Raw genomic sequence first — 22,016 nt, forward strand, 5'->3', positions numbered from 1 at the left:
GCCCCGCGCCGGTCATCTGCCGTCGGAGAGGAGCGCCGTGTCCGCCGACGCCACCCCACGGGCCGCCGACCGGGCCGAGCCGTCCACCCCGGACGCGCCGCCCACCGTCCCACCGCCCCGCTCGGCGCCGCCGGTCGAGTCCGCGCTGCCCGACGAGTCGCCGTCCCTCGACGCGGCCGGGCCGGTCGGGGAGGAGCCGGTCGTCGGGCTCACCGAGCGGGAGCGGCGGATCCTCGCCTTCGAGTCCCGCTGGTGGAAGCACGCCGGCGCCAAGGAACAGGCCATCCGGGACACCTTCGGTCTCTCCGCGACCCGCTACTACCAGCTGCTCAACGCGTTGCTGGACCATCCGGCCGCGCTCGCCGCCGAGCCGGTGCTGATCGGCCGGCTGCGGCGGCTCCGCTCGTCGCGGGCGCGCAACCGCCGGCGCTGACCGGCCTCACTTCTCGTACGTGCGCAGCCCGTTGCCGATGGCGAAGAAGGTCGGCGCCCACTCGCCGATGAAGATGCCCCAGCGGTCCGCCCGCGCCACCCCGGCACGCTCCAGGCTCTTGGAGAGGAACCAGCTGGTGAACGAGAGCCCGATGCTGACGAACCCGGCGACGTAGGCGTGCTCCGCCCGGATTCCCGACTCGTGCAACCGCTCCAACATCGCGATCCCCCTGACGCTCGGTCCGCCCCGATTCGTCGATGACGCTACCTTCTGTTGCGACGTCGTGACGCACGGTTGCCGAGATGGGCCGGCTGCATGGCTGCGTGCCGTCCGGGTAGGCGGCGTGCGACGACGGAGGGAGCGGCTCGATGGGTGCACCGGACCGCCGGTACGCGACCGGCAGCAGCCCGGCCCGAGCGGTGGGGCAGGCGCCGCTGATGCGGGTGCGCTCCGCCTCCGACCCGGCGCCCGGCCGGCCGGAGAACGAGGACGTGGTCTTCCGGCTCGGTCCGCTGGTCGGCGTCCTCGACGGGGCGACCGTGCCGGAGGGCTTCGACACCGGATGCGTCCACGGCCCGGCCTGGTACGTCCGTCACCTGGCCGCCCGGATCGGCCTGGCGGTCGCCGCCCGGCCCGGTGCGACGTTGATGAGCAGCCTGGCGGCGGCGATCCTGGCGGTACGGGCGGACCACGGCGGGGTGTGCGACCTCGACCACCCGGGAACCCCGTCGTCGACCGTGTGCCTGCTGCGCGAGGGCGGCGACCGGGCCGACTACCTGGTGCTCTGCGACAGCCCGCTGGTGCTGCAGACCGACCGGGAGATCGAGGTGGTCACCGACGACCGGCTGGAGACCGCGCTGGCCGACCTGCGGCGCGCCGCCGCCGCGCTGCCCGGTGACGAGGTCGACCCGACGGTCCGGTTCCGGCGCGCGGTGAGCGTGCAGCGGACGCGGATGAACCGCACCCACGGCTACTGGGCGGCGGCCGCTGATCCGGACGCCGCCTACCACGCGGTGACCGGCGCGGTTCCGTTGCGCGGGCCGGGGGCGCTGCGCCGGGCGGCGCTGCTCAGCGACGGAGCCTCCTGCGCGGTCGAGCAGTTCGGCCTCTTCGACTGGGCCGGCCTGCTGGAGGTGGCGGCCGTGGAGGGGCCGGAGGGGCTGATCGACCGGGTCCGTGTGGCCGAGCGGGACCACCCGGACCGGCTGCGCCGGCGTAAGCGGACCGACGACGCCTCGGTGGCGCTCTGCGAGTTCGGACCCGTCGGGTGAGCACGCTCACGCCCGGAACGAACCGGTCGGATGACAACGCAGCGTGAGGCGGAACACCCCGGGGGTACGACCGGCCGACCCGCTCCGCCGTACCGGCAGTAGGTCGGCAAAGGGGTGGACGCGCGGCGGAACGGGCGGCAGACTGCGGCTCGTGACGGGTGCGGTACGGCTGGAGCCGGTGGACGAGCGCAACCTGGAGCCGTTGCTCTCCGTAGCGGCGGCCGAGGCCGAGCCGGAGGACGTGATGCCTCCGGTGGACGCTCCGGCCGGCTGGTCGTTGGCCCGTCGGGACGCCTTCCGCGAGTTCCACCGGGCCAGCTTCGGCGGTCTGGCCGGCCCGACCCGCACCGCCATGTACGCCGTCGTCTCCGGCGGCGAGGTGGTCGGGATGGTGCGGATGGCCCGCCGCGACGAGCCCGGGGTGGTGGAGACCGGCATGTGGCTGGGCCGGTCGGCCCGGGGGCGGGGCCTGGGCGCCGCCGCGCTGCGGGAGTTGCTGCACGCCGCTGCGGCGGCCGGAATGCACACGGTCGTCGCGGACACCACACCGGACAATGCCGGCGCTCTTTCCGTTCTTCGCCGATGTGGCGCGGAATTGCACGAGGAGAACGGCAGGATTCACGCGAGAATGTGTCTCGACTCGACCATTCCGAGCCACTGAACGCACGCTTGCCGTAAGGCAATCACCTCGTGTTCTCCCTGTTCACTTGGGGTTGGTGCGAGGTTCATCCTTTTCTGCGACGCCCTTCGCATTCCCCTGGAAAATGTTTCGCGCATGTGCTGACGGGTACTGCCCGCCGGGTCCGCTGATGGCGGGACACCGGTCGCTGACCCTTTTTCGCTGATCCCCGGCAGTTGTCTTCCGGGTCTGCTCCAGCATGTGGTGTCCCTTCCGCCGGGGAGCGAAGGAGAACTGATGAAGAGCGGAGCTCGGATCGCCCTGGCGGTCGGTTTCGGATATGTCCTCGGCCGCCGCAGGAAGCTGCGGACCGCACTCACCCTGGCCGCCGCCGTCGCGGCCGGCCGGGCCAGCCAGAACCCCGGCGGCCTGAAGCAGATGGCCACCGGCCTGCTCGGGTCGAGCCCGCAACTGGGCAACCTCGGCAAGCTCGGCGCGCCGCTGGTCACCGCCGGCCGGGCCGCGGCGACCGCCGCCGCCGGCAGCGGCATCGACGCGGTCAGCGGCAGGCTGCGCAGCGGCGCCGACGCGTTGCGCCGCCGCTCCGGCGAGCAACCGGAAGGCGAGCGCTCGGCGCCCGACGAGGAGCAGGAGCTCGACGAGCAGCCCATGGCCGACGACGAGGACCGCGACGACGGGGACCGGGCCGAGCGGCCGGCCCCGGTCCGTCGTGGACGGGGGCGGTGACGATGGCCCCCACCAGCCTCACCGACCGGGCACGTGAACAGATCGGCGACGAGCTGCGCAACCTCGCCTCCGCGATCGGGGAACGGGCCGTGCAGGTGGTCACCGAGCGGGTCACCGGTGCCACCGGTCGACTCAGCGAGTACGCGAAGCAGGGCGGCGGTCCCGGCCTGGTCGCCGCGGCCACCGGAGCGCAGAAGCTCGCCGACGGCAACTCCCCGCTGAAGGCCATGTTCCATGCCGGCCTGGCCGGCGGTAAGGAGAAGCTGATGTCGGCGTTCGGCGGCGGCAAGGGTGGCAAGGGTGGCGGCAAGAAGCTCAAGGTCACCAACATCGTCGAGACCATCGAGGTCGGGGTGCCGGTCCGGGTGGCCTACAACCAGTGGACGACGTTCGGCGACTTCCCGAGCTTCATGAAGAAGGTCGAGCAGGCCGACAACGACGAGGACGAGAAGATGACCTGGAAGGCGCAGGTCCTCTGGTCGCACCGGACCTGGGAGTCGACCATCGTGCGGCAGATCCCGGACCGGCTCATCCACTGGCGGTCGAAGGGCGAGAAGGGCTCCGTCGACGGGACGGTCAGCTTCCACGAGGTCGGCCCCGAGCTGACCAAGATCCTGGTGGTGCTGGAGTACCACCCGCAGGGTCTGTTCGAGCACACCGGCAACCTCTGGCGGGCCCAGGGTCGCCGCGTGCGCCTGGAGCTGAAGCACTTCGTCCGGCACGTGATGACCGAGACCGTGCTCGACCCCGACTCCGTCGAGGGCTGGCGCGGCGAGATCGAGGACTCCCAGGTGGTCAAGGACCACGAGACCGCGCTCCGCGAGGAGCAGGAGGGCCGCGCCGAGGAGCCGGAGACCGAGCCCGAGGAGGAGCCGGAGGAGGAGCGCCGGCCCGCCGAGCGTGGCCGCCGCCGGCCCCCGGCACGGCGTCGCCCCACGCCCGCGGAGGAGGAGTACGCGGACTACGACGACGGCGAGGACTTCGAGGACGACGAGTACGACGAGGAGCCCGAGGAGGAGGAGCCGCCGCGTCGGCGGCAGCCCGAGCGGGCCCGCCGCCCGCAGCGCGCGGAGCGGGAACCCCGCGAGGAGCGCGCCCGTCGTGCCCCCGAGGCGCCCCGCCGTCCGGTGGTCCGCCGTCGGCGTGAGGAGCGTGGGGAGTGAGCGTCGCCGCCACGGCCGGGAGTCCCGGCAGCGCGTTGGAGCGCACCGGCGGCGGTGGGAGTGACCTCGCCGACGTCGTGGAGACCGTGCTGGACAAGGGCGTGGTGATCGACGCCCAGGTCTCGGTCGCCGTCGTCGGGATCCAGCTGCTGGAGATCAATGCCCGGGTGGTGGTCGCCAGCATCGAGACCTACCTCCGGTTCGCCGAGACGGTCGACCGGATGAACATCGTGCCGAAGGAGCAGAAGACGTTGCCCGACCTGGTGGACGGCGTCGCCGGGGCGGCCGCGAAGGGCAAGGCGGTCTCCGGCCTGGGCAAGGCCGCCCAGGAGATCAGCGGCGCGGTGGCGGACTCGCTGCGCGACCGGCCGCGCCGGCGGGACGGGGAGCGCTGAGATGGCCGGGGAACACGGGCTGTTCATCTACGGCATCGTGCCGTCCGACGTGGAGCCGACCTCCGACGCCGAGGGGGTCGGCTCCCCACCCGGCGAGGTGACCGCGATCCGGCACGGCGAGCTGGCCGCGCTGGTCAGCGAGGTGGGGCTGGAGGAGCCACTGGGCCGGCCGGCGGACCTGTCCGCGTACGAGCGGTTGCTGGACGGGACGGCCGAGGTCGCGCCCGTGCTGCCGGTCCGCTTCGGCACGGTGGTGACCGGCGAGGACGCGGTCGAGGACCTGCTCGACGCGCACCACGACCGGTTCGCCGACGCGCTGGACGAGTTCGAGGACCGGGTGCAGTACACGGTGCACGGGCGCTTCGACGAGCAGGAGTTCATCGGCGAGCTGCTCGCCGGCAACCGCGACGCCGCCGCCCTCGCCGATCAGGTGCGAGGTCGGCCGGAGGCGGAGAGCCGGGAGCAGCGGATCCGCCTCGGCGAGATGATCAGCCAGGCGGTCGAGCTGCGCCGGGAGGCGGAGAACCGGGACCTGATCGACGCGGTCGGCGGACACGTGGTCGCCGACGCGGCCCGCGCGCCCAGCCACGAACTGGACGCCGTGCACGTCGCCTTTCTGGTCGCGAACGACGACGAGGAGGAGTTCGTCCGGGCCGTGGAGGAGTTCGCCGAGCAGCGTCGGGACCTGATCCGGACGCGGCTGATCGGCCCGCTCGCCCCGTACGACTTCGTCAGCGCGCACCAACTGGCGGAGTGAGATGGACATCCTGTGGGCGCTGCTGACCCTGCCGTACGCGCCGGTGCGCGGGCTCACCGCGATGGTCAAGGTGGTCGCCCGGGAGGCGGAGTCGAAGCAGCACGACCCGGTGAACATCCGCCGCGAGCTGGAGGAGCTGGACCGGGCGGCGGAAGCCGGCGACATCACGCCGGAGGAGCGCGACCGCGGCCAGCAGCGCGTGCTGGACCGGCTGACGCCGCAGGGTGCGAAGACCGGCCGTAGCGCGTCCCGGGCGAACGGCGGCGATCGACCGCCGCCGCCCGCCCGGCGACGCCCCGCCCGCCGGCGGGGGGAGCAGCAACGGGGGGCGAGGGGGAGGACATGACGTCGACACGGATCCGCGGCGACGGCAACCGCCAGCGGCAGGACGGCCGGGCCGAGGAACGCTACCTCGACGAGCACGACGAGGAGGCGATCAGCACGGCCGAGGCGGCCCGGGAGGGGCTGCGTCAGGTCGTGGCGCTGACCGGCAAGGACCCGCTCGGGATCACCTCGATCCAGCCCACCGACGACGGCTGGCTGGTCGGGGTGGAGGTGGTCGAGGACCATCGCATCCCCGCGTCCACCGACCTGCTCGGCCTCTACGAGGTGGAGCTGGACATGACCGGTGACCTGCTCGGCTACCGGCGGACGCGCCGCTACCAGCGCGGCAAGGGGGACGGGGGCTGAGATGACCACAGCGCGGCAACCGCCGGTGGTGCAGAACACCGGCCAGGTGATGGGCGCCGGGCACGAGCCGGCGAACCTCGGCGACATCCTCGAACGGGTCCTCGACCGGGGCATCGTCATCGCCGGCGACATCCGGGTCAGCCTGCTCGACATCGAGTTGCTGACGTTGAAGCTGCGGCTGGTCATCGCCTCGGTCGACACCGCGCGGCAGATCGGCATCGACTGGTGGGAGCACGACCCGTGGCTCAGTTCCCGGGCCCGTCCACCGGTCGAGCCGGGACCCCGCGACCCCGAGGAGGTCGAGGCGTCCCGCCGGCCGCGCGTCGCCGCCCGTGTCGCGAGGGAGGAGTGGGATGACGACGACAGCTGAACCCGCCCCGGCGGCGCCGGAGACCGGCAGTGGCGTCTGGCTGCACGGCGTGGTGGCGGAGGTCGCCCCGACGACCCTGGCCGGGATCCCCGGCATCGCCGGCACGCCCGTGCGCGCGGTCACCGGCGCGGGCCTCGTCGCCGTGGTCGGCGACGCGCCGCTGGCCGAGTACGGCGAGGAGGCGTTGCGCCGCAACCTGGAGGACCTGGGCTGGTTGGAACGCGCCGCGCGGGCCCACCACGCGGTGGTCGACGCGCTCGCCCGCGCCGGGGCCGTGGTGCCGGCCCGGCTCGCCACCGTCCACCGCGACGACGACCGGGTGGCCCGGGTGTTGGCCGAGCGGCACGACGAGCTGTCCGGCACGTTGGCCCGGCTCACCGGCCGCGAGGAGTGGGGCGTCAAGGGGTACGTGGTGCCGGGCGCCACCCCGCGCACCGAGGAGCCGGGCGGCGGGGGCGGCGCGGGGGCGGCGTACCTGCGCCGGCGTCGGGCCCAGCTCACCGCCCGCGAGGAGGGGCAGCGGATCGCCGCCGACGCGGCGACGGCGGTGCACGCCGCGCTCGCCGGGCACGCGGTCGCCGCCCGGCGGCACGCGCCGCAGGACCGCCGGCTCTCCGGCGCGGCCACCGCGATGGTGCTCAACGGCGCGTACCTGGTCGACCGCGCCGGTCTGGACGGCTTCCGCGCGCTGGCGGGAGCACTCGCCGACCGGCACCCGGAGCTGCGGTTGGAGCTGACCGGCCCGTGGCCGGCGTACTCGTTCGTGACGGAACCGGCGGCGGAGTCGGCATGGCCGTGACGGCACTGGCCCCGAGCAGCGTCGACGACCCGTCGGCCTACGGGCAGGTGGCGCTGGTCGACCTGCTCGACCGGGTGCTCGCCGCCGGTGTGGTGGTCACCGGCGACATCACCCTGGCCATCGCGGACGTCGACCTGGTCCGGATCTCGCTGCGCGCGCTGATCGCGTCCGTCGGGGCCCTCGCCCCGCCCGAGCCGGGACCCGTCGCGCCGGAGCCGGCGGTGGCGACGTGACCACCCGGGACGAGGCGGCCGAGCTGGCCGCGGCGTTGGGCGAGTCGACGTGGACCGCGCCCCGGGTCCGGCCGCTGGACCGGCGGCTCGCGGTCGACGAGAACTCGGTCGAGCGCGGCCTGGCCAGCCTGGTGCTCACCGTGGTCGAGCTGCTCCGCCAGCTGATGGAACGGCAGGCGCTGCGCCGGGTCGACCTGGGTGACCTCGACGACGACCAGGTCGAGCGCATCGGCGCCACGCTGATGGCGCTGGAGGAGCAGATGACCCAGCTCCGCGACTACTTCGGACTCTCGCCCGAGGACCTCAACCTCGACCTGGGCCCGCTCGGGCCGCTGCTGCCCACCGACTGAGCCGTCACCGCCGGGTGGCGGCGTACGACTCCAGGTGGGCGAGCTGCGCCGGATCGAGGGACGGGCGTACCCGGGCGCGGGCCGCCTCGACGTGCCCGGCGGTGACCGTGCGGGCGCTCAGCGACTCGCGCATCGCGGCCAGCGCCGCCTCCCGCACCAGCGCGGCGCAGTCGGCCGCGGAGAAGCCGTCCAGGTCGCCGCCGAGCGCGTCCAGGTCCACGTCCGGCGCGAGCGGCACGTTCCGCGCCGCCGCCCGGAGGATCTCGGCGCGGGCCGGACCGTCCGGCGGGGGCACGTAGACCAGGCGCTCCAGCCGGCCGGGACGCAGCAGCGCCGGGTCGACCAGCTCCGGGCGGTTCGTCGCGCCGACCACCACCACGTTGCGCAGCGCCTCCACCCCGTCCAGCTCGGTGAGCAGCGCGGCGACCACCCGGTCGGTGGTACCCCCGTCGGTGGCCTGGCCGCGCACCGGAGCCAGGGCGTCCACCTCGTCCAGGAAGACCAGGGTGGGCGCCGCCTCCCGGGCCCGGCGGAACAGCTCGCGGACCGCGCGTTCGCTGTCGCCCACCCACTTGGAGAGCAGCTCGGCGCCCTTCACCGACAGCACGTTCGCGCGACCGGAGCCGGCCAGCGCGGTGACCAGGTAGGTCTTCCCGCAGCCGGGCGGCCCGTAGAGCAGCACCCCGCGCGGCGGCGTCACCCCCAGCCGGGCGAACGTGTCCGGATAGGTCAGCGGCCAGAGCACGGACTCGGTCAACGTCTGCTTGACCTCGTGCAGCCCACCCACGTCGTCCAGCGTCACCGACGCCAGCTCCAGCGTGGAGGACGCCATGGTGGTCGGCCGGACCACCTCCAACGCGGCGGTGAAGTCGGCCATCGCCACGGTCGGCGTCTCCGCCGTCTTCTGCCGCAGCGCCGCCCGCACCCCGGCCTCCCGGACCAGCGCCGCGAGGTCCGCGGCGACGAAACCGGGGGTACGCGCCGCCACCTCGTCCAGCCGGACGTCGCCGGCCAGCGGCACCTGGCGGGTGAGCACTGTCAACTGCTCCCGGCGCAGCGCCGGGTCGGGCAGCGGCACGGTGATCCGCAGACCCAGCAGGTCCGGGCCGCGCAGGGCCGGGTCCACCGCCTCGGGGCGGGCGCTGGTGCAGACCACCGCCGCGCCGGCCCGTACCGTCTCGGCGACGACCTGCCGGAACACCGTGGCCAGCGGGCCCGGCTCGTCGGCCGGGGCGATCGCCTCCACGTCGGTGACCAGCAGCACGGCGGGTCCGCCGGCGCGTACCGCCGAGGCCGCCTCGCGCAACCGTCGGGCCGCCGCGTCGGCGGTCGACGCGGCCAGCTCCGGTGCCCAGAGCGGACGGATCCGCGCGCCCACCCGGGCGGCGACGGCGCGGACCAGCGCTGCCTTGCCCGAGCCCGCCGGGCCCTCGACGAGAACCCCGAGCGAGACGGTGGTGCCCAGCCGGCCCAGCACCTCCCCGTGGTGGAAGCCCAGGTCCAGCAGCTCGGTCAGCTCCTCGGCCTGGGCCCGCAGGCCGGGCAGCTCGTCCACGTCCGGCGCGTCCTCCGGACCGAGCAGACCCTCGGCCGCCGTCGCGACGGGCGCGGAGTCGGGCACGTCCGCCGGGCCGGAGCCGCGGGTGGCCGGGCCGTGTTCCCAGCCCACCACCGTCTCCATGGTGACCAGCGCGCCGGTCGCCGGCTCGGCCGCGACCACGGTGAGCAGGGTGCTGGTCCAGGCGTACCCGACGGAGCTGGCGAGGCTGCGCCGCGCCGCCTCGACCAGGCCGCGCACGGCGGCGTCCGGGAGCACGTCCTGCGGCAGCAGCGAGACGTCGTCGCCGGCGGTGACCACCTTGCCCAGCAACGCGAGCCGCAGCATCTCCGGCGGGACCGCGGCGACCACCGCGGCCGGGCCGGCCACTGTCACCCGGCGCGCCGGCGCGGCCGGCAGCGGGCTCACCGTGACCTGCCCGCCGGCCCGCACGCCGAGGTTGCCGAGCAGCAGGTCGTCGGCGTACAGCAGGGCGCTGCTGGTGCCCGGCTCGGCGGCGGCCGCGATGCCGGCGGTCACCCGGCGACCGGTCAGGCGCACCGGGTCGCCGGGGCGCAGGGCCAGCGCGGTCAGCACCTCGGGGTGCAGGCGTACGACGCCCCGGCGGGCGTCCAGCGCGGCCGGCCGCAGGCTCGCGGTCAGGGTCAGGTCGGGTTCCGCCACCCGCCGACAGTAGCCGCCGGCACCACACCCCGTCCGGGTCAGCGCGGGCCGGGGTCCTCCAGCAGGGACGGGTCCCGGCGGATCATCTCGGCGAGCCGGGCCGCCGGGTCGGTGTCCAGCGGGTCGTGCCCGGGCGCGGGCACCGTCTTCACCGACATCGGCCAGGCCGGCGGGGGCGCCGGCGCGGCGGCCGGGCCGACCGTCACCGCCGGGCCCGCCCAGGAGACCCGCAGCGGGTACGCCTGGCCGCCCAACTCGACCCGGAGCGTCACGTCGAGCCCGGGATGCTCGGCGACCACCCGTCGGACCGCCTCGGCGACCTCCTCGACCGGGTCCCGCCGGTGCGGCGCCTCACCGCCCCGCAGCCGGTACGCGCCGTGCCCGGCCCGCCGGTCCGGCGGCCCGTCCGGAACCGGCCCGTCGGCCGCGGCACCCCGTTCGGCCGCTTCGGCCGGCTCGCCGGGCAGCGGCTCCCGTCGGCGCCGCGCCTCCTCGCGCCGAGCCAGCCGGGCCAGTGTCTCGTCCAGATCACCCCTCATCGCGTCCACCCCCTTCGCCAGAAAACGGACCGGATCGAGCGTCGGTTCAACCCTCCCGGGACCGGGTCGCCCGGTCCAGCGCCCGGTCCAGGACGACCAGCAGGGCGTCCCGGACGGAGAGGCGGTCCCGGGCGTCGAACTGCACCAGCGGCACGTGCTCGGCGATCGCCAGCGCCCAGCGGATCGACGGCAGGTCCAGCGCCAGCTTCCCGTCGAAGGCGTTGACGCCGACGGCGAACGGCAGCCCGGCCCGCTCGAAGAAGTCGATCGCGGGATAGCAGTCGTCGAGCCGGGCGCTGTCCACCACCACCAGCGCGCCGAGCGCGCCCCGCGCCAGGTCGTCCCACATGAAGCCGAAACGGGCCTGGCCGGGCGTGCCGAAGAGGTAGAGCTTCAGGCTGCGGTCGATGGTCACGCAGCCGAAGTCCATCGCCACCGTGGTGGTGGTCTTGCCGGCCACCCCACCCGGGTCGTCCACGCCGATGCCGGCGCTGGTCATCTCCGCCTCGGTGGTCAGTGGCGCGATCTCGGAGATGGCGCCCACGGTGGTGGTCTTGCCGACCCCGAAGCCACCGGCGATGAGGATCTTCACCGGGATCGGCGGGCGGGGCGCGGGCGCCCGCCGCACGATCGGGGCCGGTTCGCCGGGCACGCCGGGGGGCCGGTACGGCAGCGGCGGCGGCGCAGGCGGGGGCGGTGTGGCCCGGCCGATCAGCGGGGCCGGACCGCCGTAGCGGGTGGGGGCGCTGTTCGCGGACGGCCCGCCCAGGGCCGCCGCCGGCCATTCAGGAGATCGCACGGAGTCCATCAATCACTCGCAGGATGATGTCGGGATCGAGGGCGTCGTCGACGTCCGCGACGTGCACGTCGAGATGACCGGCGGCGCGCAGGTCGCCGACCAGCACCCGGGTCACCCCGAAGTGCATCCGGGTACGGGCGGAGATCTCGGCGACCGACACCGGCTCGGCGCAGATCGCGACGATCGCCGCCAGCTCCGGGGCCAGCCGGGCGGTCACCGCCCAGCTGCCGCTGCCCGCGCGGGCGGTCACCTGGGTCTCCAGGCCGATCGCCGGGTCGCCGTCCACCCGTCCGGCGGTGAGCACGAACGGGCGTGGGCCGGTCGGCTCCCCGTCGCCCGCGTCCGACCCGGTGAGCGGGGCGGACGCGCGCAGGAAGGGACGGATCCGGACGCCGGGTTCCGGCTCCGGGTCCCCGCCGGCGGCCCCCGGGATCATTGCTGGACGGCGTTCTTCAGCTCGGCGATCAGGCGGGGGCTCAGGGCGCCACCGGCGCGGCCCGCGAAGAGCGTCATCTCGTACGCCACGGTGCCCAGGTTGGCCGAGCGGTCGGCGACCACGCCGAGGACCGAACCGCTGCTGATCGCGCTGATCAGCAGGTAGCCCTCGGCCATGTCGACGATCACCCGGTTGAGCGCGCCCAGCGCGTACCAGCTGGCGGCGCCCCCGGCGAGGCTGGTCATGCCGGAGACGACGGCGGCGAGGCGTTCCGCGTTGGACCGGTCCTTGATGGCGGACATGGCCATCAGCAGCCCGTCCGAGGAGACCGCGATCGCCTCCATCACCCCGGCCGTGCTGGAGGTGAACGAGTCGAGCAGCCAGTTGAAGGTACGCGCCTCGGGGCTGAGGTCGCCGGTGGAGCTCTGTTCGACGTTGTCGTGCAGGAACGGGCTGGTCACCGTGATGGATCCTCTTCGTAGCGACGGTCGGTACTGACTTCGCGCAGAGCACGGGCGACGCCCGCCTCGAACTCGGTGATGAGGTTGCGGACCTCGACGGGGTCGCCGGGGTCGGAGCTGGTCGGGGGCGCGGCCGGCACCGGGGAGACGGCCAGGTTGGCTCCGGGCACCCGCCGGCTGAGCCGGGGGCGTCCGGGCGTCGGCGGGGCCGGGGTGACGTCGTCCTCGGCCCGGCGTACGCCGTCCTGGAACGCCTCGACCAGCGCCCGGACCGAGGCCGGGTCGGCGGGGATCCCGATCAGCGGCCCGGTCGCCGGGCCGGCGGGGCCCGCCGGGGCACCAGTGGGCAGGTTCGCCCCGGGCACCCGCTTGCGGATCGGCCGGGTGCCGGCCGGTCCGGGTCGCCCCGCCGGCGGGCCGACCGGAGCCGGTCCGGTGGACGGCCGTCCGGCCGGGGCCACCGGCGGTGGGCCGGCCGGGGCCACCGGCGGTGGGCCGGCCGGCGGGAAGGCGGGACCGGGCGGCGGGCCGTCGGACGGTACGCGGGCGGGGCCGGTCGTCGGCCCGGCGGCCGGGGGAGCGGCCGGTGCCGGGCCGACGACCGGTGTCGGCGGGGTCGGGTCGGCGGGGTACGTGGCCGGGCCGACGGGTGGCGTGGTCGCCGGCCCGGCGGCGGGCGGCCAGGCCGGCGGCGGCCCGGCGGTGGGGAAGCGGAGATCGTCGACCGGCGCGCCGCCGGCCGGGGCGACAGCCACCGGCACGTCCCGCGGACCGGCCGGGTCCGGGGTGTCGGCCTGACTGCCGAACGCGTCCCACGAATCGCCGGTGGCGATGCTGCGGGTGGCCCGGGTGAGCAGCTCGGCGTCGAACCCGGCCGGTTCGACGGCGGCCGGCGGGGGGCCGACCGGCACACCCTCGCGGGGCAGACCGGGCGTCGGCGCCTCGGCGGTCGGTGCCGGCGGCCGCTCCGCGGGTGCGACGGTGGCCCGGGCCGCCGTGGCGGAGGGGCGCTCCGGCCGGCGGACCACCAGCGACGCGGCCGGGATCTCCACGCCGGCGGTGACCCCGCCGCCCGAGGTCGCGGCCAACCGGACCGTCCAACCGTGCCGGCGGGCCAGCCGACCCACCACGAACAGGCCGAGCACCTCGGTCGGCGCGAGGTCGAGCCGTTCCCGCCGGGTGAAGCGGGCGTTCTCCTCGGCGAGTCGCTCGGCGGTGAGGCCGATGCCGTGGTCGACCACGGTGAGGCGGGCGCCGCCGTCGGTCAGCTCACCGGCCACCACCACCCGGGTGTGCGGCGGTGAGAAGGAGGTGGCGTTCTCCATCAGCTCGGCCAGCGCCAGCACCAGGTCGCCGGCGATCGCGGGCGCGGCCGAGACGCCGGGTGGCACCTGCACGTCGACCCGGGTGTAGTCCTCGATCTCGCCGAGCGCGAGCCGCACCACGTCGGCCAGCGGGACCGGCGCCACGTGCCCGTCCGAACCGGTGGCGCCGGAGAGCACCACCAGGCTGCCGGCGTTGCGGCGCAGCCGGCTGGAGATGTGGTCCAGCCGGTAGAGGTGCTCCAGCCGGGCCGGGTCGGCCTCCTGCCGTTCCAGCCGGTCGATGAGCGCGATCTGGCGGCCGACCAGGTTCTGCGTACGCCGGCCGACGTGGCCGAACATCTGCGCCACGTTGCGCCGGCCGGCCACCTGCCGCTCGACCAGCCGGGCGGCGGTGTGCTGCACCCGCTCGAACGCGCGGGCCAGGTCGCCGATCTCGTCCCGGGCGTCGACGTCCACCGGGTCGAGGCGGACCGGTGGCACCGACTCGGTCTCGTCGTCGGCGACCCGGGTCAGCTCGGCCTCGGCGACCCGGGCGACGCGTTCGGCGGACCGGGTGAGCCGGCTCAGCGGCCGGGCCACCGTCCGCGCCACGGTCATGCTCAGCAGCACCACGAGGAGGAGGATCAGGACCGCCGCCACGCTGACCAGCCAGGCCGCGGTCAACGCGGTCCGCTGCTCGCTGCGGGTCTCCGCGATCACGTCCGCGACGACCTTCTTCTCCACGAACTGGCCCAGGGTGATCATCGAGCGGACCGAGGGGAAGAGCGCGTCCAGCGGCACCGGCGCGATCGCCCCGATCGGGTCCCGGACGCTGTCGACCAGGAACGTCGGGCTGGTCCGGGCCGCCACGGCCGCGTCGTCCAGCCGGGCCAGCTTGAGCTGCTCCGGCGTGATGAGCTTGCGGAACCGCTGGTTGTCCACGTTGAGCGCGGCCATGCAGGCGATGTACGAGCCGGCCACCTTCGCGTCGCCGGTCGCCTTGACCAGCACGATCTGGGTGGCGCAGGAGCTCAGCCCCTCGTCGGCGCGCAGCAGCGCGTCCAGGGCCAGCACCTGTCGCCCGGCCGGGGTGTCGGTGTCCACCTGGAACGGCAGCCGCAACGACTCGATCAGGGCGGTGTCGACCGCGGCGAAGGCGGTGAGGATCTGTTCCGGCGTGGCCCGCCCGGCGAGCACTGTGGTGCGGACGTCGGCCAGCGTGCGTACCCCGTCGAGGGCCGCGCGGACCGGCGCCGGCAGCGTCTCGGCGCGCAGGTCGGCGGCCCGGTCGTCGACGGTGACGGACTTCTGGATCAGCTCGGTGCGGGTCACCCGGCCGAGCAGCAACCCGACCGAGAGCAGGCGTTCCTGCTGGAGGTCCTGGACCAGGCTGCCGATCCGGCTGGCGACGCGGACGGTCTCGGCGGTGTCGGCGGCGCGCTGCGCGGTGGCCACCCGGTCGACGACCACCGGCACGGCCAGCCCGACCATGCTGAGCAGCGGGATGATCACCAGCAGGGCGAGCTTGCCCCGGATCCGCAATCTAGCGAGCAGCATCGAACGGCCTCCACCGCTCGGCGTCGCCGCCGCCCACCGTGACGGGCTGGCGGTCGGCGGGCCGGGTCGCGGCCGGCTGGTCCGGGCGGACCGTCGCCGGCCGGCCGGCCTCGGCCGGCTCCCGCGCCTCGGTGGAGCGGTGCCGACCCCGGCGCCACGCGGCGAGCTGGACCACGGCGAGCCCGGCCAGCAGCGCGACCGCGACCACGGCCGCGATCCGGGCCAGGAGCCGGTCCCGGTCGAGCGTGTCCAGTCGCTCCTCCAGCAGCGCGTCGAGCTGGTCGAGGATCACCGTGCGGAGTTCCTTGGCGGCGTTCTGGGCGGTCAGGCCGGCGTTGGTGAGCTGGTCGGTGCTCGGTGCGGCGCGCCCCGGGCCGGGCGCGGAGAACGCGGTGAACGCCTCCAGCGAGCGCTGGTAGGTGTCCAGCGGGGTGAGCACGTTGGCGCCCAGGTCGGTGCTCTCCGAGCTGTCCACCGCCGAGCGCAGGTCGGCGACCAGGTCCATGGCGGGGCCGAGCGCGGCCACCCGCAGCTCGGACAGCTCGGCGCCGGTCTTGACCCGCTCGGCGGCGGGGCGGGCGGGGGCCAGCCGGACCAGGTCGGCGAGCCGGCCGGCCAGCACGGTCGCGGTGGGCAGGTCGCCGCCGATGCCGTCCTGGAGGAAGAAGGAGTCGGCCCGGGGGTCGCGGATCAGGCCGGAGCTCTCCCGCACCTTCCGGTAGAGGGCCAGCAGCAGGTCGGTGGCCTCCCCGTACGCCCGGTAGGCCGCCTCGGGGTCGCCGAGACCGCGGTCCGGCAGCGCCTCCACCTTGGCCCGCAGCCCGGCCCAGCGCTCGTGACTGCGCAGCTCGTCGCCGACGGCGGCGTCCACCTCGGCTGCCCGCTCGATCGCGGCGTTGAGCGCCGCGCGGGAGACCGGCGCCCCGGCGACGGCGGTCGACTGGGCCTCGACCAGCGCGTCGGTGACCGGCCCGAGGGCGCGCAGGTAGCGGACTCCGAGGCGTTCCCGGGTCGCCAGGTCGTGGTCGTCGGCGGTGGTGCCGGAGGCCTGGGCGAAGAGCAGACCGAGCGGGGCGATCAGCGCCAGCACCAGCAGCAGGGGCAGGACACGGCCCGGTACGGAGGGCCGCCGACGGACCCGCGGCGCGGGAACTGTCATGGTCTGTCTCCTCCGGCGACGGCAGGGTGATGCGGTGCCCCGGGAGGTCGCCGTACGCAGTCCCGTGCACCGGACCGGAAAAGTAGCCGAACCGGGCGTGGTCGGAACCTCGGTCGATGAGTCGGCTTCACGTCACTTCGGTGGGTATGACGGAACGTCAATGGGGTGAACACGGAGCGTTCGATCGACGTGGCGAGACGCGACATCGACGGTGATTTGCGGTTGTAGATGTGAATTCACGTGATCCGAATACGTCCCGCTGGGATGGTCTGGACCTTCTGCGGACGACGGACGGCACGCGCCGAACGGCCCAGCCGGACGGACGTACGGCGGATCTCAGGGAACGCTCAGCCGGCGGCCCGTACCGTGTGCCGCATGAGATCACCCGTCGCGCGGGTCCGGCGCGCCCTCGCCGGCCGTCCGCGCCGGATCGTCGCCGCCGTCGTGGTGGTCGTCCTGGTCGTGGCCGCCCTGGTCTGGGCGGTCCGCCCGCAGGGACCGGACTTCCGGACCGAGGCGGCCGTGGTGACCGTCCGGTCCGGACCGACCGGGGACGAGCCGGTCGACCTGGACACCACGCTCTATCTGCCCGGCGACGCCTCGGAGACCAACCGGGTGCCGGCGGTGCTGCTGGCCCACGGGTTCGGCGGCACCAAGGAGTCGGTCCGCGCCGACGCCGAGGACCTGGTCGCCCGGGGGTACGCGGTGCTCACCTGGACCGCCCGGGGCTTCGGCCGCAGCGGCGGCCAGATCCACCTGGACAGCCCGGACCACGAGGTGCGGGACGCGCAGCGCCTGCTGGACCGGCTCGCCGCCCGCCCGGAGGTGCGCCTGGACGCGGCCGGCGACCCGCGCGTCGGCGTGGTCGGCGGCTCGTACGGCGGCGGCCTGGCCCTGCTGCTGGCCGCGCAGGACCAGCGGGTCGACGCGATCGTCCCGATGATCACCTGGAACGACCTGTCCCGGGCGTTCCTGCCGGAGAGCACCGGCCGGGAGCCCACCGACGGCGTGTTCAAGAAGGGCTGGGCCGGCATCTTCTTCGGTGGTGGCGGCAACGCCGGCTCCGGTCCGGCCGGTCTCTCCGGCGCCACCGCGGCCCAGCCGGAGGGCGCTCCCGCGTCCGCCGGCCCGGCGAGCCCGCAGCCGGGCGCCGGCCCGGGCAGCAGCTCCGGACGGGCGCCGGGTGGCGCCGCCGCCGATCCGTCCTGCGGTCGCTTCGCCGCCGACGTCTGCGCCGCGTACCTGCGCATCGCCACCACCGGCCGGGCCGACGCGGCGGCGGTGGCGCTGTTGCGGCGGTCGTCGCCGGCCGGTGTGCTCGACCGGATCAAGGCCCCCACCCTGCTGGTCCAGGGCGAGGCCGACACGCTCTTCCCGCTCACCGAGGCGGACGCCAACGCGCGCGGCATCGCCGCCGCCGGCACGCCGGTGCGGGTCGCCTGGTTCACCGGCGGGCACGACGGGGGCGCCGGCCCGACCTCCGACTCGGACCGGGTGAAGTTCCTGACCGCCCAGTGGCTCGACCACTACGTCAGGGGCGACGGCCCGGCCCCCGGCGACACCTTCACGTTCTCCCGGATCGCCGGCTTCGACGCGCTCGACCGCGGCCTGGTGGCCACCGGCTTCCGCACCGACGACTATCCGGGCGTCGCCGGCCAGGGCCGCCGGGAGATCACCCTGACCGGCGGGGCCCAGCCGGTCGCCGTGCCGCCCAACGGCAACCCGGCGGCGATCTCCGCGGTGCCGTTCGCGGGCGCGCTCGGCTCGTTGCTCGACGGCGTGGCCGGGGACATCCCCGGCCAGCACGCGCGCTTCGAGTCGGCGCCGCTGGACGACCCGGTCGACGTGGTGGGCGCGCCGACCGTGCGGATCCGGGCCGCCTCACCCACCGGCGAGGCGGTGCTCTTCGTCAAGCTCTACGACGTCGACCCGCAGGGCGCGTCCACGTTGCCGTCCGGCCTGGTCGCGCCGGTGCGGCTGACCGGCCTGCCGCGCACGCTGGACGCGGCGGCCCCGGTCTCGGTCACGCTGCCGGCGATCGTCCGCCGGGTCGAGGCCGGGCACCGGCTGCGGCTCGTGGTGGCGACGTCGGACCAGGCGTACGCCACCCCGGCCGAGCCGACCGTGCACACGGTGGCGCTCGGCGACGGCCCGTTGGTGCTGCCCACCGTCGACGCCGCGCCGATCCCGACCACCGCCGCGGTGTGGCGCTGGGTGCTGGCCGGCCTGCTCGCCGCGATCGTGGTCGGGCTCGTCGTGGTCGTCCTGGTCACCCGCCGTCGGCACCGTCGCCAGGACAGCTCCGTGCATCCGGAGTACGCGGGCGTCCCGCTCGCCGTGCGCAACCTGCGCAAGGAGTACGCGGACGGGTTCGTCGCGGTCTCCGACGTGGACTTCGAGGTGCACCCCGGCCAGGTGGTCGGCCTGCTCGGGCCGAACGGCGCGGGCAAGACCACCACGCTGCGGGTGCTGATGGGGCTGACCCAGCCCACCGCCGGGGAGATCCACGTCTTCGGCCACCGGCTGGTGCCCGGCTCGCCGGTGCTCTCCCGGATCGGCGCGCTGGTCGAGGGGCCCGGCTTCCTGCCCCACCTGTCCGGTCTGGACAACCTCAAGGCGTACTGGCGGGCCACCGGGCGGCCGTGGGAGGACGCCCACTTCGACGAGGCGCTGGAGATCGCCGGTCTGGGCGACTCGGTGCACCGGCGGACGAAGAAGTACAGCCACGGCATGCGGCAGCGGCTCGCCATCGCCCAGGCCATGCTCGGCCTGCCCGAGCTGCTGGTGCTCGACGAGCCGACGGACGGGCTGGACCCGCCGCAGATCGCGGAGATGCGCCGGGTGCTCCAGCGGTACGCCACCGACGGCCGCGCGGTGCTGGTCTCCAGCCACCTGCTCGCCGAGGTGGAACAGACCTGCACGCACGCGGTGGTGGTGAACAAGGGTCGGATCGTGGCCTCCGGGCCGGTCGAGGAGATCGTCGGCGAGTCGCCGAGCGTGCTGTTCGAGGTGAGCGACCCGGACGCGGCGCGTACGGTGCTCGACCGGCTGGACGGCGTACGGGTGCTGCCGGATTCCGACGGCGGGCTGGTGGTCGACACCAACGGCACCGCCCGCAGCGAGGTGGTGGCGGAGCTGGTCCGGGCCGGCATCGGGGTGGACCGGGTGGTGCCCCGGCGCCGCCTGGAGGACGCGTTCCTCGCCCTGGTGGGCGAGAACTCTCGGGGAAGCGGTGACCGGTGATGGCGGGTTCTTCGGTGGCGTCGTCCGGCGGTGGCGCGGTCGCACCCGGCGGTACGGCTGCGCCCGGCGCGGGCGGGGCGGCGGCCGGCTACCGGCCGTCGGCCACGATGCCGTTCGGCGCGGAGTTCCGGCGGCAGGCGTCGCGGCGCCGGACCCAGCTCGCGCTGGGGTTCATGGTGCTGCTGCCGCTGATCATCCTGGTGGCGTTCCAGTTCGACTCCGGGGACGACGACGGCGGCGGCCGGGGCGAGTTCGCCAGCCTTGCCGACCTGGCCACCTCGGGCGGCCTCAACTTCACCCTGTTCTCGATCCTGGTGTCGGCGTCGTTCCTGCTGGTCGTCGTGGTGGCGTTGTTCTGCGGCGACACGGTGGCCAGCGAGGCGAGCTGGGGCAGCCTGCGCTACCTGCTGGCGGTGCCGGTGCCCCGGGCCCGGCTGCTCGCGGTGAAGCTGGTGGTCGCGCTCGCGTACTCCGGGCTGGCGCTGGTGCTGCTGGCCGGCACCGCGCTGCTCGCCGGCACGCTGCGGTACGGGTGGAAGCCGCTGAGCAGCCAGGTCTCCGCCGAGCTGGCGCCGGCCGACGGGTTGCTCCGGCTGCTCGGCGTGCTGGGCTACCTGGCGGTGGTGCTGCTGGTGGTGGCCGGGCTGGCGTTCCTGCTCTCGGTGACCACGGACGCCGCGCTCGGCGCGGTCGGCGGTGCGGTGCTGCTCTGGATCCTGTCCAGCATCCTGGACCAGATCACCGCGCTGGGCGGGCTGCGGAACCTGCTGCCGACCCACTACAGTAGCGCCTGGCTGGGGCTGCTGTCGTCGCCGATGCAGACCGACGACGTGGTCAAGGGCGCGATCTCGGCGATCGTCTACGCCACGCTGTTCTGGGGGCTGGCCTTCTGGCGCTTCACCCGCAAGGACGTCACGAGCTGAGGTGGCCGTCACCGACCCGTCGGGGCCGGTCGGCTGTCGGCCAGCTCGACTCTCGCCTGGCCACGGCGGTCACTCTCCGCAACGCTTCGTCAGAAGCAATGTCGCCTCGAACCTCTTATGACTCAGCGTCATAATTATGACTCTGAGTCATATCGCACTCGGGAGAAGCTTCACCCGACCGTGCGGGGCCGACTGGGGAGGGCCTGACTAACTGGGGTTCGCCGAGCCGGGCCGAGTCGAGCCGCAGGTCTTCCCGGCGGCTTTCGGACTTCCATATCATGGGAGCGTTCCCACGAAGTTGTCCCGCCAGCAAAGAATCGATTAACTTCAATCTTCTGCGCCGCCATCCTGGACGTCGTCCGATACCCGTCCCAGGAGGTTTCCCATGGTCCCGAGCCAGTTGAAAGGCCCTGTGCTCTCCCTGTTCCGCATCGTCGTCGGCCTGCTCTTCCTGCTCCACGGCGCGGCGTCGATCTTCGGAATACTCGGCGGCAACCCGGCGACCGGCGGGGCGGTCCCGTTCGGCACCTGGCCCGGCTGGTGGGCCGCGCTGATCCAACTGGTCTGCGGCGCGTTGGTGCTGGTCGGCCTGCTCACCCGGCCCGCCGCGCTGCTCGCCTCCGGCTCGATGGCGTACGCGTACTTCGTGGTGCACCAGCCGCACGGCCTGCTGCCGCTCGGCAACGGCGGTGAGCTGGCCGCGCTCTTCTGCTGGGCGTTCCTGCTGGTCGCGGTGCTCGGCCCCGGCCCCTGGGCGCTCGACGCGCTGCTGTCCCGCCGCCGGGGCGAGCCCGCGGACGCCACCCCCGCGCCTCGCGCGTCGGTCCCCGCCTGAGTCGGTCGCCCACCGGGTCCTGGTGCGGGGCTCCCGTCCCGTGCCGGGGCCTCAGAGCGGGTTGACCGGGGTGGTCGCGAGCGACGGCGGACCGATCGGCGCGGACGGCGCGGGCGCCTGTGTGGTCGGCGCCGGGTCGCGGCGCTTCCAGGCGCTGACGCCGAGCCGACCGGTGTTGCCCAGGTCGATCGGCCCGTCCAGCGCGACCGGGTACGCCGGCCGGCCGGCCACCGGGGCGACGTCCAGCTCGACGCCGTCGGTCGCCACCACCGTCGCGTCGGTGACCAGGCTGCGCCAGATCAGCGCGGCGCCGGCCCGTTCGCCGGGACGCAGCACGAGCGCGGTGGGTGGGTCGTCGAAGCCCGAGGTGATCGGGGCGGCCCCGGGGATCACCCGCACCGTGATCGGGTCCCCGTCGGCGTCCCGCAGCGCGACCGCCGGATAGCCGCGCAGCTCGTACGGCCGGTCGCCGCAGTTGACCAGGTCGAGGCCCATGGCCCGCAGCCCCATGGCGGCGCTCACCCCGAGTTCGACGATCCGGATGCCCTCCGGGGAGCAGGCCGGGGTGAGTGTCGCGCTGTCGGGCGCGGCCCCCGGCCGCTGCGGCGGCGTGGACAGTGGGTCCACCGGGCGCGGCGTCGCGGTGCAGGCGGTCAGCAGGGTCAGCCCGGCGATGACGCCGAGTCGGGCCGCCGGGTTCCGCATCCGGTGA

Annotated in this window: 23 protein-coding genes and 2 pseudogenes; 16 read left to right on the forward strand and 9 right to left on the reverse strand. The window is 75.0% G+C overall.

The genetic code is table 11. The features are described from left to right. Window positions 1-37 precede the first annotated feature (37 nt). Entirely contained in the window at window positions 38-433 is a 396-nt protein-coding gene (locus COO58_RS26130) for a DUF3263 domain-containing protein (RefSeq protein ID WP_098747670.1), read from the forward strand. 6 nt (window positions 434-439) lie between these two features. Here COO58_RS26130 and COO58_RS26135 read toward each other — a convergent pair whose 3' ends face one another. Beyond that, entirely contained in the window at window positions 440-652 is a 213-nt protein-coding gene (locus COO58_RS26135) for a hypothetical protein (protein WP_091569036.1), read from the reverse strand. A 149-nt stretch (window positions 653-801) separates the two neighbouring features. Here COO58_RS26135 and COO58_RS26140 point away from each other — a divergent pair, with 149 nt between their 5' ends. The 12 genes and pseudogenes from COO58_RS26140 to COO58_RS26195 all read left to right on the forward strand — a co-directional run bounded on the left by COO58_RS26140 (window position 802) and on the right by COO58_RS26195 (window position 7,827). Continuing rightward, window positions 802-1,704, forward strand: a complete 903-nt coding sequence (locus tag COO58_RS26140) for a hypothetical protein (RefSeq protein ID WP_091569038.1) — start codon at window positions 802-804, stop codon at window positions 1,702-1,704. A gap of 151 nt (window positions 1,705-1,855) precedes the next feature. After that, complete coding sequence (locus COO58_RS26145; protein WP_098747672.1) at window positions 1,856-2,365, forward strand: GNAT family N-acetyltransferase; 510 nt, start codon at window positions 1,856-1,858, stop codon at window positions 2,363-2,365. A 255-nt stretch (window positions 2,366-2,620) separates the two neighbouring features. Beyond that, the gene (locus tag COO58_RS26150) at window positions 2,621-3,070 is read left to right on the forward strand and encodes a hypothetical protein (protein ID WP_176558980.1); all 450 of its coding nucleotides are present in this window, start codon (window positions 2,621-2,623) and stop codon (window positions 3,068-3,070) included. A 2-nt stretch (window positions 3,071-3,072) separates the two neighbouring features. Beyond that, entirely contained in the window at window positions 3,073-4,233 is a 1,161-nt protein-coding gene (locus tag COO58_RS26155) for an SRPBCC family protein (protein ID WP_098747673.1), read from the forward strand. A gap of 35 nt (window positions 4,234-4,268) precedes the next feature. Beyond that, window positions 4,269-4,448 (forward strand): annotated as a pseudogene (gene gvpJ, locus COO58_RS31305) (gas vesicle protein GvpJ); the annotation flags it as partial. A gap of 181 nt (window positions 4,449-4,629) precedes the next feature. Continuing rightward, window positions 4,630-5,385, forward strand: a complete 756-nt coding sequence (locus tag COO58_RS26165; protein ID WP_091569049.1) for a GvpL/GvpF family gas vesicle protein — start codon at window positions 4,630-4,632, stop codon at window positions 5,383-5,385. Window position 5,386: 1 nt separating this feature from the next. Then, window positions 5,387-5,731, forward strand: a complete 345-nt coding sequence (locus tag COO58_RS26170) for a gas vesicle protein GvpG (RefSeq protein WP_091569052.1) — start codon at window positions 5,387-5,389, stop codon at window positions 5,729-5,731. After that, window positions 5,728-6,075 (forward strand): gas vesicle protein, encoded by a 348-nt coding sequence (locus COO58_RS26175; RefSeq protein ID WP_098747677.1) that lies wholly within the window; start codon window positions 5,728-5,730, stop codon window positions 6,073-6,075. The genes COO58_RS26170 and COO58_RS26175 overlap by 4 nt, the downstream gene beginning before the upstream one ends. A gap of 49 nt (window positions 6,076-6,124) precedes the next feature. After that, window positions 6,125-6,277: pseudogene (gvpJ, locus tag COO58_RS31310) on the forward strand (gas vesicle protein GvpJ); the annotation flags it as partial. Window positions 6,278-6,428: 151 nt separating this feature from the next. Next, window positions 6,429-7,244, forward strand: coding sequence for a GvpL/GvpF family gas vesicle protein (locus COO58_RS26185; RefSeq protein WP_091569061.1), 816 nt, complete (start codon window positions 6,429-6,431; stop codon window positions 7,242-7,244). Then, window positions 7,235-7,477, forward strand: a complete 243-nt coding sequence (locus tag COO58_RS26190) for a gas vesicle protein (RefSeq protein ID WP_091569063.1) — start codon at window positions 7,235-7,237, stop codon at window positions 7,475-7,477. The genes COO58_RS26185 and COO58_RS26190 overlap by 10 nt, the downstream gene beginning before the upstream one ends. Continuing rightward, window positions 7,474-7,827, forward strand: a complete 354-nt coding sequence (locus COO58_RS26195; protein WP_218012425.1) for a gas vesicle protein K — start codon at window positions 7,474-7,476, stop codon at window positions 7,825-7,827. Before COO58_RS26190 ends, COO58_RS26195 begins: the two co-directional genes overlap by 4 nt. A gap of 4 nt (window positions 7,828-7,831) precedes the next feature. Here COO58_RS26195 and COO58_RS26200 read toward each other — a convergent pair whose 3' ends face one another. From COO58_RS26200 to COO58_RS26230, 7 genes are read right to left on the reverse strand one after another with little or no spacing between them, the layout of a single operon-like run. Beyond that, the gene (locus tag COO58_RS26200; protein WP_098747679.1) at window positions 7,832-10,048 is read right to left on the reverse strand and encodes an AAA family ATPase; all 2,217 of its coding nucleotides are present in this window, start codon (window positions 10,046-10,048) and stop codon (window positions 7,832-7,834) included. A gap of 38 nt (window positions 10,049-10,086) precedes the next feature. Further along, a complete protein-coding gene (locus tag COO58_RS26205) occupies window positions 10,087-10,587 on the reverse strand; it encodes a hypothetical protein (protein WP_091576883.1) in 501 nt (166 codons plus the stop codon). A gap of 46 nt (window positions 10,588-10,633) precedes the next feature. Further along, window positions 10,634-11,395: an ATP/GTP-binding protein gene (locus COO58_RS26210; protein WP_176558981.1), complete on the reverse strand. Its 762-nt coding sequence runs from the start codon at window positions 11,393-11,395 to the stop codon at window positions 10,634-10,636. After that, window positions 11,373-11,822: a DUF742 domain-containing protein gene (locus tag COO58_RS26215; RefSeq protein ID WP_098747681.1), complete on the reverse strand. Its 450-nt coding sequence runs from the start codon at window positions 11,820-11,822 to the stop codon at window positions 11,373-11,375. Before COO58_RS26215 ends, COO58_RS26210 begins: the two co-directional genes overlap by 23 nt. Continuing rightward, window positions 11,819-12,283, reverse strand: a complete 465-nt coding sequence (locus COO58_RS26220; RefSeq protein ID WP_091569071.1) for a roadblock/LC7 domain-containing protein — start codon at window positions 12,281-12,283, stop codon at window positions 11,819-11,821. Before COO58_RS26220 ends, COO58_RS26215 begins: the two co-directional genes overlap by 4 nt. Next, entirely contained in the window at window positions 12,280-15,144 is a 2,865-nt protein-coding gene (locus tag COO58_RS26225; protein ID WP_098747682.1) for an ATP-binding protein, read from the reverse strand. Before COO58_RS26225 ends, COO58_RS26220 begins: the two co-directional genes overlap by 4 nt. Beyond that, a complete protein-coding gene (locus COO58_RS26230) occupies window positions 15,131-16,303 on the reverse strand; it encodes a hypothetical protein (protein WP_091569077.1) in 1,173 nt (390 codons plus the stop codon). Before COO58_RS26230 ends, COO58_RS26225 begins: the two co-directional genes overlap by 14 nt. Before the next feature lie 375 nt (window positions 16,304-16,678). Between COO58_RS26230 and COO58_RS26235 the strand changes: the two genes are divergently transcribed. The 3 genes from COO58_RS26235 (at window position 16,679) to COO58_RS26245 (ending at window position 21,304) form a co-directional block, all read left to right on the forward strand. Continuing rightward, a complete protein-coding gene (locus COO58_RS26235; protein ID WP_091569079.1) occupies window positions 16,679-19,546 on the forward strand; it encodes an alpha/beta fold hydrolase in 2,868 nt (955 codons plus the stop codon). Then, window positions 19,546-20,469 carry an ABC transporter permease gene (locus tag COO58_RS26240; RefSeq protein WP_091569082.1) on the forward strand — a complete coding sequence of 308 codons (924 nt, stop codon included), beginning with the start codon at window positions 19,546-19,548 and terminating at the stop codon, window positions 20,467-20,469. Before COO58_RS26235 ends, COO58_RS26240 begins: the two co-directional genes overlap by 1 nt. A gap of 385 nt (window positions 20,470-20,854) precedes the next feature. Further along, window positions 20,855-21,304: a DoxX family protein gene (locus COO58_RS26245; RefSeq protein ID WP_091569084.1), complete on the forward strand. Its 450-nt coding sequence runs from the start codon at window positions 20,855-20,857 to the stop codon at window positions 21,302-21,304. A gap of 51 nt (window positions 21,305-21,355) precedes the next feature. On the opposite strand, the gene COO58_RS26250 is transcribed toward COO58_RS26245, so the two are convergent. Next, complete coding sequence (locus COO58_RS26250; RefSeq protein WP_098747684.1) at window positions 21,356-22,009, reverse strand: DUF4232 domain-containing protein; 654 nt, start codon at window positions 22,007-22,009, stop codon at window positions 21,356-21,358. Between the last annotated feature and the right edge of the window lie 7 nt (window positions 22,010-22,016).

Source organism: Micromonospora sp. WMMA1996 (genome assembly GCF_002573675.1).
Lineage (GTDB): Bacteria > Actinomycetota > Actinomycetes > Mycobacteriales > Micromonosporaceae > Micromonospora > Micromonospora sediminicola.

What these genes read in the sequence shown, in the direction of transcription:
- COO58_RS26185 (WP_091569061.1), top strand. Translation starts at nt 6,429, where the DNA reads ATGACGACGACAGCTGAACCCGCCCCGGCGGCGCCGGAGACCGGCAGT.
- COO58_RS26150 (WP_176558980.1), top strand. Translation starts at nt 2,621, where the DNA reads ATGAAGAGCGGAGCTCGGATCGCCCTGGCGGTCGGTTTCGGATATGTC.
- COO58_RS26165 (WP_091569049.1), top strand. Translation starts at nt 4,630, where the DNA reads ATGGCCGGGGAACACGGGCTGTTCATCTACGGCATCGTGCCGTCCGAC.
- COO58_RS26250 (WP_098747684.1), bottom strand. Translation starts at nt 22,009, where the DNA reads ATGCGGAACCCGGCGGCCCGACTCGGCGTCATCGCCGGGCTGACCCTG.
- COO58_RS26215 (WP_098747681.1), bottom strand. Translation starts at nt 11,822, where the DNA reads ATGATCCCGGGGGCCGCCGGCGGGGACCCGGAGCCGGAACCCGGCGTC.
- COO58_RS26155 (WP_098747673.1), top strand. Translation starts at nt 3,073, where the DNA reads ATGGCCCCCACCAGCCTCACCGACCGGGCACGTGAACAGATCGGCGAC.
- COO58_RS26140 (WP_091569038.1), top strand. Translation starts at nt 802, where the DNA reads ATGGGTGCACCGGACCGCCGGTACGCGACCGGCAGCAGCCCGGCCCGA.
- COO58_RS26245 (WP_091569084.1), top strand. Translation starts at nt 20,855, where the DNA reads ATGGTCCCGAGCCAGTTGAAAGGCCCTGTGCTCTCCCTGTTCCGCATC.
- COO58_RS26230 (WP_091569077.1), bottom strand. Translation starts at nt 16,303, where the DNA reads ATGACAGTTCCCGCGCCGCGGGTCCGTCGGCGGCCCTCCGTACCGGGC.
- COO58_RS26175 (WP_098747677.1), top strand. Translation starts at nt 5,728, where the DNA reads ATGACGTCGACACGGATCCGCGGCGACGGCAACCGCCAGCGGCAGGAC.
- COO58_RS26135 (WP_091569036.1), bottom strand. Translation starts at nt 652, where the DNA reads ATGTTGGAGCGGTTGCACGAGTCGGGAATCCGGGCGGAGCACGCCTAC.
- COO58_RS26210 (WP_176558981.1), bottom strand. Translation starts at nt 11,395, where the DNA reads ATGGACTCCGTGCGATCTCCTGAATGGCCGGCGGCGGCCCTGGGCGGG.
- COO58_RS26170 (WP_091569052.1), top strand. Translation starts at nt 5,387, where the DNA reads ATGGACATCCTGTGGGCGCTGCTGACCCTGCCGTACGCGCCGGTGCGC.
- COO58_RS26205 (WP_091576883.1), bottom strand. Translation starts at nt 10,587, where the DNA reads ATGAGGGGTGATCTGGACGAGACACTGGCCCGGCTGGCTCGGCGCGAG.
- COO58_RS26190 (WP_091569063.1), top strand. Translation starts at nt 7,235, where the DNA reads ATGGCCGTGACGGCACTGGCCCCGAGCAGCGTCGACGACCCGTCGGCC.
- COO58_RS26225 (WP_098747682.1), bottom strand. Translation starts at nt 15,144, where the DNA reads ATGCTGCTCGCTAGATTGCGGATCCGGGGCAAGCTCGCCCTGCTGGTG.
- COO58_RS26235 (WP_091569079.1), top strand. Translation starts at nt 16,679, where the DNA reads ATGAGATCACCCGTCGCGCGGGTCCGGCGCGCCCTCGCCGGCCGTCCG.
- COO58_RS26240 (WP_091569082.1), top strand. Translation starts at nt 19,546, where the DNA reads ATGGCGGGTTCTTCGGTGGCGTCGTCCGGCGGTGGCGCGGTCGCACCC.